Here is a 13,041-nt window from a genome sequence, read left to right as displayed (position 1 = left end):
CTTAAAAGAGAGTGCCGATTAAAAAAATTAAAGATAATTTATCTCGTAATATGAATAATAATTTATTTATTCGTTCAGTAGATTCCACCACAGAATCATGCCTCAAATATGTCTATATTGAAGTGAGTCATATCGATGCCAACTCATATGAAAAAATTGAAAATAGCAATTATTTTAAAGATAAACAGCAAGTTAACTATCTTCAAGAGACATTAGCAAGGGGATACATAAAACATGTAGCAGGAGCTAATTCAAATAATTTTTCATTATCATATAAAAAGGGAACGAATGACTATTATTGTAAATGATATTAATAAAAGATTAGGATGCAATTTATATTAAAATTCTGTACTAAACGATGTACATGTATTGATTTTTATTAATTGATAGTACTGATTTTTGTAATGTACAATTTGAAGTGTTTGATCAAGGCACTCTGTGGAAAACTGAAACAAAGAAAATTATTAATGCAATAGACAATTACTTTTTAGAAAGTACTATTAGTTTATTTAAAAGGGCTGCTAATAATATTACAAGGCTAGCTGAAATTAAAAACATTATGAAATCACTATATTATATTTTAATCAGTTGTTTGCTCCTTTTTTCATGTGAAAAAAAAACTGTGCCAGTTATTACAAATACTTTAGAAAGTCATCAATATATTTTGATAAAAGATGATCTTTTATTTAAAGATAATAATAACAATATTTATTTAAGAGTGAATGAAGTCTTTCCTAGTACAGATTCTTTATATTCAGCATATTATGATTATCTTACTAAAGATGGTCATTATTTTGCTCTTAAAGATATCATTGATATCGACTCATTTCAACAGATTGATAATACACAATATTTTAAAGATAAACGTGCTGTTTATGCATATCAACAATTCCCTCCCAGATTTGATCCAATTACCATTATTGAAATTAATCCTGAAAAGTTTGAGTTGTTACCTGATAATTACATTAAAGATGATAAAAACGTCTATTGGTTAACTAAAAAACTTGATGCTGATGCTAAACAGTTTCATGTTATAAAGGTTGGTAATATGATGCTAGGCGTTGATAATAATCATCTTTTTTGGTCTCAAGGCGATATTATGGAATATAAAGATTTTGAGCCACTAAAAAATATATTAAACGCGACTAAGTTTGAAAAATTAAAACAACAATATTTTCCAGAAGAAAAGTAATCTATTTCTAAATGTGATGAAAACTTCTCACCCTATTCTTGCCCATCTTATTAGTTTCTTGTCATCTAAGCGAAGAAGTAGTATTGATAAAAGATGATCTCTTTCAAGATAAAACCGGAAATCTATATTTACTTTCACACAATAATGATCTTAAACCCCGCTATTTATCAACTATTACCCATAATGAGACCACCTACCCGTTAAAAGATATGATCGATACAGAGAGTTATGAACATTTAGGTGCGTACTTTTATGCTCAAGATAATCATCACTTTTATTAAAATAATGGCAATAGTTTAAAAACGGTCACAAAAATACCTTGCTTAAAAGAGAGTGCCGATTAAAAAAATTAGAGATAATTTATATCGTAATATGAATAATAATTTATTTATTCGTTCAGTAGATTCCACCACAGAATCATGCCCCAAATATGTCTATATTGAAGTGAGTCATATCGATGCCAACTCATATGAAACACTTGAAAATAGCAATTATTTTAAAGAAAACGGCAAGTTAATTATCTTCAAGAGACATTAGCAGGGGGATACATAAAAAGTGTAGCAAAAACTAATCCAAATAATTTTTCATTATCGATAAAAAGGGAATTTGATTTGGTAAAATGGAAAGAATGACTATTATCAAGGAGAGATATTTAATATCAACCAATTATGAAAAATAAAAAAATAATCATCTATTTAATATCTTTTTTTTTGGTAACAGCCTGCCATCATGCTGGTACAAAAACTCTTTCTACATTTCTTATCAAGAATGGTAACGAATGGAATATTCAAATTCCTAATTCATGGTGTGCAAAAAATTCATGGAGTGCAAGCGAAACAACAGATACACTCGATTATTCAACAATTTATAATCCAAAAACGAAAATGTATCAACCAGTAAGCAAAACAATTGATATAGAAACGTTTGATTTGCTGTTTAATGACATAGAGGATAGAAAAAAGATTAATAATGATCACTGGTTAAGATATAACGAAGGTATGCAAAGTAAGTATTATTTCAAAGATAAACACCATATCTATATTTATACCTGCCATTCTCAAGTCAATAGTGAACTTTTTATAGCTGGCTCATCTTCAGATTATGCGGTGTTAGGAGGAGATTACTTACGTGTTGAAAATGCAATCTACTACGGTGGAAAAAAAATAGACGGTGCCGATGTTAATACGTTTAGAACGAAAAATGAGATCCGACATGATTCAGAATGGGACGAAACGATTGGTTTAGATAAAAATTATATTTATATTACTGATAAGCCTATAAAAAGTCGTGAAGAGTTTGATAAAGAATTTGACGATAGATGTCTCTTTACAGATCCAGCATTGAGAGAACAATATTTTGGTGATGGAAAATAACATTTCTTACATTAATAAAAATATGGATGATAGTGTTTAAAGATAGTTTTTATCCCTCAGGAAAAATTAAGCTTATACCTGTCGGTCTGGAATGTTACCTGAAGGATAATATTCAGATTGGAAAATAACCTTTAGTTACCATACGGTGATTCCCTTAAATATCACCCACATCTTTGATGGAATTTAAGAGTAATTAATGATGAAACAAATTGTATTAAACTATTTTATGAAGCAAGAAAAATAAAGCGACTTCAGTGAAGAATAAACTATGTAATAATAAATACAAATACTTACTAAATCAAAAATATACTCCTACAGAAAAAAAGAGATGGAAAGAATGGAAAAAAATAGAATTTAATAAAATAAAAATAGATAGTGCCTGGTTTGCTCCCGACGGAGCAAGGCATCCGGTAAAAGATGGTACAACGCCTGTGGGTGTACCTAATGATATGAAAGCTTTTAAGCCTCAAATATAACACAATGAAAAATATTTTATTAATATTATTACTAATCACATTATTAAACAGTTGCTATATGAAAAATATATGGTGCAAAACAGAAGATGGAAGATATGAAATATGGGGAACCACTCCTTATGATATTACTGAAAGAATAGAAAAAGAAGGCTGTGAATGTTTAAGCGAATCGCTTTTATGGAATCCTAAACCCAAAGCTTTTGATCCGCAACAATTACAAGAAATCAGGCAGGAATTACCCAATTGGGCTATGAAAAATATCCCTAATTTTACAACTAAAGATAAGCAAGATTTACAACGAGAATTGACAGTTATGTCAGACACAGATTTATTAAAAAAATTAAAATATAGATATTCTTTTTTAAGATATAGTCGTTACCAAGAAATTTATGTTTATACTTTAAAAATAAAGGGTAAAAATGCTTATTGTATAAATTATAAAGAAGTCTATGACCATTATGAAAATAAAGAAGCCTATCCACCTAATGATGAATTTTATGAAAAATTAAAAAAATATTATCCAATAATCGAAAATGAGGACTGGGCGAGGAATGAATTTAGAAATAAAGGTGTTGTATATTTTTGACCAAAGACACATCAAAAAACGATACCATATATAAGACCTATAAAGGCAAAAATTACCCACTTGAAGAGTAGGGAAATTATCAAAAAAACAATGGGTTGGCCATTCACCAAAAGCAAATCCAAATATTAAATGATGATGGGTAAACATCTATTCAACAACAAGATTGACATGGAAAAAGAACTATTGGCAGAATATTTGGGCTTACACAACTCAAAAACGCTGGCTAGATATTGGGGGAATTATAAAAATGAAAAAAATATTGTATATCTTATTATTTACTTTATTCGGATGTAAAGATAATTACCCACAGGAAAAAGTTGGTTTATATACTTATAATATGCTTTATGCCTGTGAATGCCCACAATATAAAATCTTTAAAATAGATAATTTGTCGATAAAAAGGAATCATTTAAAAGATAGAGAACCTTTAGATTTGGATGGTAAAGATAGCGATCTTTCACAAGAACTATCTTATGCTATTAATAAGCCAGAAGATGATAATTTAATTGGAAGAGACATAGATCTAATATTTGCAAATAAAACAGATGAGGAAAAATTTAAAAAACAAGAGGGAGTAAATGCAATATGTTATATCTATTATTTTGAAGGATATTTCAAATCAAAACAGTTATTTTTAGTTGAAAATTATCATTTATCATTAAAGAGTTCTGACTGCATCAGCCATGAACTTGATGATACGATTCAATAATAAAATAATTATTACCTTAAAATAAACAACATAAACAACCCAGTTATAGATAGAGATTTATTACTAGGTAATAAAGGAACAAAATAGATACTCATATAAGTAACAATTCATTTTATCTTAAATGTATCGATATAAATAAAAAATCTCTACAGACAGAAAAAGTAAAATTCTATATTTATCAATAAATTAAAGATATTGAAAAGTATTGATACGCAATTTTAGCATTGAGAAAACAATATTTTGCAGATGGAAAATAATTTTCCTGACACACACAAAATAAAAATATGGATAATAGTCCTTAAAGTATATCTTTACCCGACGGAAGAAGAGTTACCTTAATAGGTAGAGCATAGACAAACATATACTGAAAATATTTCAATTGCACTGGCAGAAATCCATGATTCAAAGCCAGTAAATAAACTGATGTTTTGAGCACAAACCGTGAGATATGTGAAAATGAATAATATACAAGATTAAGAAAGACTGAATATTTTATTAAAAAAACAGATTTCATATAATAGTTCAATAAATGATCCTGCTCATATGGCTATTTTAAAAGGATTAATTAATATATTTTTGTCTCCTCAATTTTTATTATATTGGAATCATTCTCCAGCTGATTTTTAGAACAAGTCAATTAGGATGAAAGTTTAAAACCTGAAAAAAACTCATATATTTATAAAAATAAAAGATGTGATATTAGCCCCAACTAAAATAATCTTCACTATCAGGTATCTTGCTTGGATGTGGCAAAAGAACTCAACAATAACATTCAATATAGGCGATGAACCGTTTGCATGTTAAATAGTATGAGCATTTTTTTCCAGTATAAAGTGACAATCGTTATCGATATTATCATCCTGAATCAGGTTCATCCATTAGCCACAACCCGATAGGATTAGCCGGAACAAACGCCAACCGATACGCTTATACCCGTGATAGTAAGGTACTCATCAATTCTTAACAGTTAGATTTAATAAGAGGGATTAGCTAGATGGATGGGTTGAGTTGAAGTAGATAAGTATAAAACACAGAAAAAGGAGTGGTAAGCATAACGGGAACAACACATGTAGCCAACCGAACGAGCAAAAAAGCAATGGATAATATGAATCGGCAGAGCATGATCCCTTTAAAATTTTAAGCATTATATGATTACTCTTCCATCTGCCATTTGCAATTGGTGCATCATATCCACATAGAAATGGACGGCATTCATGATCGGCTCCTTGTTAAGAATCATCCATATCAATTTGATTGCAGAATCGGCTCAATTGTATTGCAACAAAAAGATAAGCCACCGACTACTTCCATCTGAGCAAAGATCATCAAGCCTAAAACAGCTATCCACACACCACCTTCAAACTTGTGGATAAAACTGTTGATAACTTTTAGATAAATCAACCTTCACAACAGTCACAATTAAAATTATTCTTGATTGTAAAGGGTTTTAAACGGCTAAGATTAAATTTATATTTTAATTAGGCTTATAACTTCTGTGTATAAAATACGAAAAATTAGTATCCAAAACACATAATCACCCGCAAAATTTGAATCTAAACATTAAAGTTGCCAACCATAGCATGGTTTTAGTGCAACTATAACTGTTAAGAAAAATCCATTCAATATTCAACCGCTTCATGTCCCCTACAATGTTAACTTCACTGCATGTTGTGAATAATTATTTGAATCAAGCCATATTCGCCTAAATTTTGCATCGCCATGTATTTTGCAACCAATGAATAACTTTTTTTATTGGCAAAGAAATAATTTCTAATTAGCGGTAGCAATCATCCCATAAACCCTATGCTATGCTGATACAGCCATCGAGTAATGCATATAGAGCCAATAATGTCACTTATTCATGAACTGTGCGCCATGACCATGCTTAAACTTGTTATTGGCATCAATAAATTACAAAACCTTCATTCAATTTATTCTGTGGATAATTTTATGGCACAGATCATCCACAAGATTCACTGCTACACTCTCCCTAGCCCTTATTCATGATGTTATTCAATCCCGTACACGATAAAACTTCGCTTTGTAACCGCAAGCTAACTGCACTAATGTAAAAACCCAAGGTCTTTTTTATCAGAAAAAATCATATTCGCAAAAAATTTACATTGTGCATTCAAGTATATAATTGATGTCGATGTTCGAAGATGTCCAGCCACAATCGTTTGTTAGCGGAAAAAGATCACATTTTATCCACAAAGATAAGCAGAGCGTTGACTCATAAATCATGCAATTAATTGCATTAATTCTAGGGTAATTAAGATTTATCCACAGAAACTAATTGAATCGGATATAGCCACATCATCCCCCACCAGTTGAATCATTTGCAAATATCCACACCATCAGTGCTATCATTTACTTCTCATTATTATCAGCTTCGCTTAAAGAATGAACTTAAATTTCGATTCAGATTCACAGACTCCCTGGCGGTATCATGCTCAGCAACAAGTTAAGCCTATTCTGGAGCAGATTATGCAATTGCCTTTTATACGTGCTTTAGCTGATGGCTCTCTTAAGCAGGAACAATTCTTTTTTTATTTACAGCAGGATGTTTTATATCTGCATCATTATAGCCAAATCATGCAAATGATTGCAGACCGGTGTCCTTTAAGCACAGACGCGGAGCAATTTCGTCGATTCAGCACAGAAACCATTAAAGCAGAGCAATGCCTACAGCAAGATTTATTGCAGAATCAAATAACTATTCATCAGCAGACGCCGAGCTGTTTATTATACTCAGCTTATTTATATCAACAGCTAGCTACCCAACCTCTGCCAGTGGCAATTGCCAGTACCTTAGCTTGTTTTTATGTTTACCAACAAGTGGGAGAACAACTGCTTGCACGTACCGATATATACGTTAACCCTTATCATCGTTGGATAGAGGCTTACAATTGTCCCAAATATCGTCTTGATGGTGAAATAGCCATGTCTATAGCCGATCGATTGGCAGCACAAAACAGTGCCGAGATTAGTCAGGCTATGTTGAATGCTTTTTTGACAGCAGCAAAAATGGAATGGCAATTATGGCACAGCTGCTGGTATATGGACAGCTGGGCTCTATAATGGTGCAAAAGGTTATTTTAAGGCCTTAGCTGCAATATCTTTCCTGTAATGCATTCCTCTAAACTGAATAGGTGTAATGGCGGCATAGGCTTGCTTCTGAGCCTCAGCAACATTGTTACCCATACCAACTACACACAAAACCCGACCACCTGAGACAATTAGTTTTTTATCAAGATTAAAGGTCGTGCCGGCATGAAAAACTTTACCGATCTGATTGGCTGCTTCAATGCCCTCAATAAAATCGCCTCGTTTCGGTGTCTGTGGATAACCTGCCGCGGCAAGTACCACCCCTACTGCAGTTTGATCAGACCAATTTACGCTGATTTTATCCAGCTTGCCTTCCAGCGCAGCCAACAATAAATCGACTAAGTCCGTTTGCAAGCGACACATGATGGGTTGCGTTTCCGGATCGCCAAAACGACAATTAAATTCGATGGTGTACGGCGCTCCTGATTCATCGATCATTAAGCCAGCATACAGAAAGCCACGATAAGGATGTCCTGCCTCCTGCATTCCTTTCACTGCTGGTAAAATAATTTCATCCATTACCCGTTGATGTACTTCTGGCGTGACGATGGGTGCCGGTGAATAAGCGCCCATTCCACCGGTGTTTGGTCCAGCGTCATCATCCAGCAAGCGTTTATGATCTTGACTGCTGGCCATCGGTATAACATGTTCACCATCCACCATCACAATAAAGCTGGCTTCTTCCCCTTGTAGATAATCTTCGATTACCACCCTAGCCCCAGCACTGCCCAAACTGTTATCCAGCAACATACTATCAATGGCGTTGTGGGCGTCTTCTTCAGTCATCGCCACCACCACCCCTTTGCCGGCAGCAAGACCATCAGCTTTGATGACAATTGGTGCTCCTTTTTCATCTATATAGCGATGCGCTGCTTCTGCATCGGTAAATGTAGCATATGCTGCTGTGGGTATACCGTGCTGGCGCATAAATGCTTTAGCAAAATCTTTGGAACTTTCTAATTGTGCACAATACTGGCTGGGACCAAATACAGCTAATCCGGCGGATATAAAATCATCAACTATTCCGGCAGCCAATGGTGCTTCCGGACCAATCAGCGTAAAATCAATTTCCTGTTCGATACAAAATTGAATCAGATGTTGATGATCACTCAAAGTGATATTGCAGATCTTTTTTTCTGATGCAGTACCGGCATTGCCAGGTGCAACGTAAACGATTTCTACTTTATTAGATTGCGCCAGCTTCCAAGCCAGCGCATGCTCACGCCCGCCACTTCCTATCACCAGTAATTTCATGCCTACCCCTTTGCAAATAAATCATCCATGGAAACCATATTGCTTATTGCTTGTTCAGCTTTGAGAATTCATTCTTCCAGTTTAACATTAATTGCCCGAAGTTGTTGTAAAGCACTTAAGCCAGATTGATATCTGGCTAAAGGTATCGATATTTCCAGACGGCAGTTTTGCTGTAAATCTTGAGTTAGAATCCTTACTTGCTGCTGTTTACACCATCGTAGTGCTTCATTCAGGTGAGCATAATCGCAACTTAATTCTAGCAGACGACACACATCTTCCTGTACTTTTTCTGCATTCTGTAAGGCCAAAGCTGTGGCTGTTTTATAAGCATTGATCAAACCCGGCACCCCCAGCAATGTACCGCCAAAGTAGCGTACCACAATTACCAATACATTGGTGATTTCTGCTGAATCAATCTGACCCAATATAGGTCTTCCTGCACTGCCTGCTGGCTCGCCATCATCATTAGCGCGAAATCGATTACCGTCTACACCCAGACGCCAAGCAAAACAACAATGACGTGCTTTATGGTGTTGCTCGCGCAGTTGCTGCACCAGAGACTTAATTTCCGCTTCGGTTTGTACCGGATAAGCAAAAGCCAAAAAACGGCTGCCTTTATCTTTGAATTCTGCCTCAGCCGGTGCCGCTAATGTCTGATATTGTTCCACACTCATGTTGCTGTCGCCTGTCGAATAGCGGCGACAAAAGCATCGATCTGTTCTTCAGTGGTATCAAAACTGGTCATCCAGCGCACTTCATGTGTTTGTTCATTCCAGTCATAAAAGTGAAATTGTTCATGCAATCGAGCGCTGATATCTGGGGGTAAAGTGGCAAAAACCGCATTCGCTTGAGTTTTTTGCGTCAGGTTAATGCAGGGAAACTCAGCCAGAGACGAAGCCAATTTGCTGGCCATGGCATTACTGTGGCGAGCTAAGTTAAGCCATAAATCATGTTCAAACCACGCCAAAAATTGTGCCGAAACATAGCGCATTTTAGAACCGAGCTGTGCATTGATTTTACGCAGATAAGGCATGGCCTCCTGTGCCTCACTGTGCAGACTAATGATGCACTCAGCTTGCATTAAACCATTTTTGGTTCCGCCCAGATTAAGCATATCTACCCCAGTACTTGCTACCATGGTGTGCAAATCAACATTTTGACTGACCAATGCATTGGCCAAGCGGGCACCATCAAGATAAAGCTTCATCTGGCGTTGATGGCAATAGTCTGCTAAAGCCCGAATTTCATCAGGAGTATAGCAAGTGCCCAGTTCAGTAGTTTGGCTGATATAAACCACTGCCGGCTGAGCACGATGCTCAAAACCAAAACCCCATGCTTCTTTAGCAACCAGTTCGGGCGTGAGTTTGCCATCTTCGCTGGCAATCGCCAACAATTTCATACCACCAAGATATTCAGGGGCATTACCCTCATCACAGTTGATATGAGCACTCTGTGCACAAATCACTGCGCCCCATCTTGGCAACATGGATTGCAAAGCAATGATATTTGCTCCAGTACCATTAAACACCGGATAGGCCTGAGCATCAGCGCCGAGCAACTGCTTTATTTTTTGTTGCAAAGCGGCAGTATAGACGTCGGCTCCATATGCAGGTTGGTGTCCATCATTCGCCGTGTTGAGCGCAGCCATAATCTGTGGATGGACACCAGAATAGTTATCCGATGCAAAAGAATACTGATTGGGATCGTGAAGGCGGTTCATAAGCAGGTTCTCCTGAACATTTAACATCACCATTCATTACTACCTGACTATTTTCAGATAGTACTGTTTGCTCATGTGATGACGATAAACAGAACGTATTGAGCCGGTTTATCGCCATACATGATCAAGCAGATTGATATTATTCCACCTGATCATGAGCAGATTAACAAATCGTGAATGAGCAACGCGAATGTTTCACGTGAAACATTCATCACCAGTTAAGACATGATGGCTTTGAGTTGTTCCACCAACTCAGGTACAGCAACATTCAAATCAGCCACCAGACCATAATCGGCCACATTAAATATCGGCGCATCAGCATCTTTGTTTATCGCTACGATCACTTTACTGTCCTTCATTCCGGCCAGATGTTGAATGGCTCCAGAAATGCCCACCGCGATGTAGAGTTCTGGCGCCACGACTTTACCTGTCTGCCCAACTTGATATTCATTTGGAATATAATCAGCATCCACCGCTGCTCGCGACGCACCAATAGCCGCATTAAGTGTGTCAGCCAATGGATTAAGCAAGGCGGCAAAATTTTCAGCACTACCCAATCCCCTACCCCCACTAACCACGGTTTTCGCGGTAGTCAGTTCTGGATGGTCGGAATGCGTTAAAGTCCGATCAATAAAACGGCTTAGATTTTGTGATGTTTCGTAGGCTACTTTTTCTATTGTTGCCTGACCACCAGTTGTTGCAGCTGGAGCAAATGCGGTAGCACGGATAGTCAGCACATGTTGTGCCTGCTCACTACGCACCGTCTGTAATGCATTACCGGCATAAATAGGATGAACAAATGTTTGTGCATCGATGATGTCGATCACTTCGGATACCGGTGCACAATCCAACAAGGCAGCCACTCGAGGTAATAAGTTTTTACCAGCACTGGTGGCGGCCGCCAAAATATGGGTATATTCTTTGGCCAAACTGATGACTAATGGTGTTACCGCCTCTGCCAAAGATTCGGCATAGACCGCGGCATCAGCAAGCAATATTGTTCTAACTCCGGCAATTTGCTGAGCCTGCTCGGCCACCTTCTCAACCTTGTCCCCTGCGACCAGAATATCCACTTCACCTAATTTGGCAGCAGCTGTCACCGCATGCAAAGTGGCTTCATCCAATTGTTGCTGCTGATGTTCAGCAATGATCAATACAGACACGGATATCTCCTCAAATAACTTTGGCTTCAGTTTTCAATTTGGCCACCAATTCGGCCACATCAGCTACTTTTATCCCAGCAGCGCGAGATTTAGGCTCTGTCACCTTCAACTGGATCAAATGCGGTTGAATATCTATTCCCAATTCGGCCACCGTTTTTTTCTCTAAAGGCTTTTTCTTCGCCTGCATGATATTGGGTAGTTTGATGTACCGAGGCTCATTTAAGCGTAAATCAACGCTGATGACAGCAGGTAATTTCAGTCCCAACCGTTCCTGTCCACCATCTATTTCACGTGTCACAGTCACTTCATCAGCGCCCAACTCAACGTTGCTGACATAGGTTCCTTGTGGCGCAGACAACAATGCAGCCAGCATTTGGGCCGTCTGGTTAGCGTCATCATCAATCGCTTGTTTGCCCAGCAGGAATAATTGTGGTTGTTCATCCTGAGCAATAGCATGTAATAATTTAGCCACAGCCAAGGGTTGTAAACATTCATCAGTTTCAACATGGATAGCGCGGTCTGCCCCCATGGCCAGTGCGGTACGCAAGGTCTCTTCGCACTGCTTTACGCCCATAGAAACCACCACAACTTCGCTTACCTTACCGGCTTCTTTCAAACGTACAGCTTCCTCAACAGCGATTTCATCAAACGGATTCATCGACATTTTAACGTTGCCAATATCCACATCTGATTGGTCAGCCTTAACGCGTACCTTAACGTTGTAATCCACAACACGCTTTACCGCTACCATTACTTTCATCTAATCTCACCTTTAGATTAATGCTCATCTGCTTGTTAAAGCGAAAATAATTCAGTAGTTTGCCGATAATAAATCGGAAAATATTTAAAAACAGGGATTTACACTTAAACTTACCCAGTTAATTTCATAACTAACCTTTTATATTAACAGAACTTGCCGTAAGCTGCTGTAATGAGTGTGACACCGAGATGAGCGCATCAGCATTTCACCCTGAGCGAAGCATGTGGATAATTAAATTAAAAGATTAAATACAGTTAGTTAATCTGGATGGTATTTTTGACTTTGTATCAGTTATTTTTGCGTTCAAACCATATCTTTGATCGGATGATGTCCAATAGGCTGCATTCAAAAAACTCAACCCATTAACCAGCCCGATTCCAGCCTTCAGTTAAACACGATGCCTTTGGTGGTGCATCAGCTTTATTTATTATCATTCTATATTTGCCGCATTGAATCAGATGCAATGGTGGCGCTTAGATTTATCAACAGTTTTTCCACAGGCTGACTTCTGCATCGTTGACCGATCTGCACTGACATATGTTCCAGCTTTTCTTTTGGCCATACTTTCTGAGCATTAAGTCTGACTTTATCCACAAATGCACCCATAGACTAACTGCAGTAACAAGAACAAATTTCATTATATTGAAGGTTAACGTTATAAACCAAAAGTTATATTACTCACTTCTAAATTCTAATCACT

The 13,041-nt window shown here is 36.8% G+C and carries 12 protein-coding genes; 7 read left to right on the top strand and 5 right to left on the bottom strand.

Annotated features, from left to right (window positions below):
• Nucleotides 1-11 precede the first annotated feature (11 nt).
• The 7 genes from J3U68_RS09050 (at nucleotide 12) to J3U68_RS09020 (ending at nucleotide 7,417) form a co-directional block, all read left to right on the top strand.
• Nucleotides 12-308 carry a hypothetical protein gene (locus J3U68_RS09050; RefSeq protein ID WP_267376305.1) on the top strand — a complete coding sequence of 99 codons (297 nt, stop codon included), beginning with the start codon at nucleotides 12-14 and terminating at the stop codon, nucleotides 306-308.
• Between the two features lie 110 nt (nucleotides 309-418).
• Nucleotides 419-1,192, top strand: a complete 774-nt coding sequence (locus J3U68_RS09045; RefSeq protein WP_267376303.1) for a DKNYY domain-containing protein — start codon at nucleotides 419-421, stop codon at nucleotides 1,190-1,192.
• 668 nt (nucleotides 1,193-1,860) lie between these two features.
• Nucleotides 1,861-2,565 (top strand): DKNYY domain-containing protein, encoded by a 705-nt coding sequence (locus J3U68_RS09040; protein ID WP_267376302.1) that lies wholly within the window; start codon nucleotides 1,861-1,863, stop codon nucleotides 2,563-2,565.
• Nucleotides 2,566-2,819: 254 nt separating this feature from the next.
• Complete coding sequence (locus J3U68_RS09035) at nucleotides 2,820-3,041, top strand: hypothetical protein (RefSeq protein WP_267376301.1); 222 nt, start codon at nucleotides 2,820-2,822, stop codon at nucleotides 3,039-3,041.
• A gap of 58 nt (nucleotides 3,042-3,099) precedes the next feature.
• The gene (locus tag J3U68_RS09030) at nucleotides 3,100-3,627 is read left to right on the top strand and encodes a hypothetical protein (RefSeq protein WP_267376300.1); all 528 of its coding nucleotides are present in this window, start codon (nucleotides 3,100-3,102) and stop codon (nucleotides 3,625-3,627) included.
• Between the two features lie 163 nt (nucleotides 3,628-3,790).
• The gene (locus tag J3U68_RS09025; protein ID WP_267376298.1) at nucleotides 3,791-4,336 is read left to right on the top strand and encodes a hypothetical protein; all 546 of its coding nucleotides are present in this window, start codon (nucleotides 3,791-3,793) and stop codon (nucleotides 4,334-4,336) included.
• A gap of 2,403 nt (nucleotides 4,337-6,739) precedes the next feature.
• Nucleotides 6,740-7,417, top strand: a complete 678-nt coding sequence (locus J3U68_RS09020) for a TenA family protein (protein ID WP_267376296.1) — start codon at nucleotides 6,740-6,742, stop codon at nucleotides 7,415-7,417.
• Between the two features lie 12 nt (nucleotides 7,418-7,429).
• On the opposite strand, the gene purD is transcribed toward J3U68_RS09020, so the two are convergent.
• The 5 genes from purD to J3U68_RS08995 all read right to left on the bottom strand — a co-directional run bounded on the left by purD (nucleotide 7,430) and on the right by J3U68_RS08995 (nucleotide 12,341).
• The gene (gene purD / locus J3U68_RS09015; protein ID WP_267376295.1) at nucleotides 7,430-8,698 is read right to left on the bottom strand and encodes a phosphoribosylamine--glycine ligase; all 1,269 of its coding nucleotides are present in this window, start codon (nucleotides 8,696-8,698) and stop codon (nucleotides 7,430-7,432) included.
• A gap of 68 nt (nucleotides 8,699-8,766) precedes the next feature.
• A complete protein-coding gene (locus tag J3U68_RS09010) occupies nucleotides 8,767-9,372 on the bottom strand; it encodes an IMPACT family protein (RefSeq protein ID WP_267376293.1) in 606 nt (201 codons plus the stop codon).
• On the bottom strand, nucleotides 9,369-10,418 hold the full coding sequence (locus J3U68_RS09005; protein WP_267376292.1) for a threonine aldolase family protein: 1,050 nt from the start codon (nucleotides 10,416-10,418) through the stop codon (nucleotides 9,369-9,371). The genes J3U68_RS09010 and J3U68_RS09005 overlap by 4 nt, the downstream gene beginning before the upstream one ends.
• Nucleotides 10,419-10,636: 218 nt before the next feature.
• Nucleotides 10,637-11,581 (bottom strand): electron transfer flavoprotein subunit alpha/FixB family protein, encoded by a 945-nt coding sequence (locus tag J3U68_RS09000; RefSeq protein ID WP_267376291.1) that lies wholly within the window; start codon nucleotides 11,579-11,581, stop codon nucleotides 10,637-10,639.
• A gap of 10 nt (nucleotides 11,582-11,591) precedes the next feature.
• Entirely contained in the window at nucleotides 11,592-12,341 is a 750-nt protein-coding gene (locus J3U68_RS08995; protein ID WP_267376289.1) for an electron transfer flavoprotein subunit beta/FixA family protein, read from the bottom strand.
• Nucleotides 12,342-13,041: the final 700 nt, after the last annotated feature.

This window comes from Snodgrassella sp. B3882 (genome assembly GCF_026535915.1).
Taxonomy (GTDB): Bacteria; Pseudomonadota; Gammaproteobacteria; order Burkholderiales; family Neisseriaceae; genus Snodgrassella.
The sequence above is the reverse complement of the archived record's forward strand: the minus strand, read 5'-3'. Positions and strand labels throughout refer to the sequence as shown.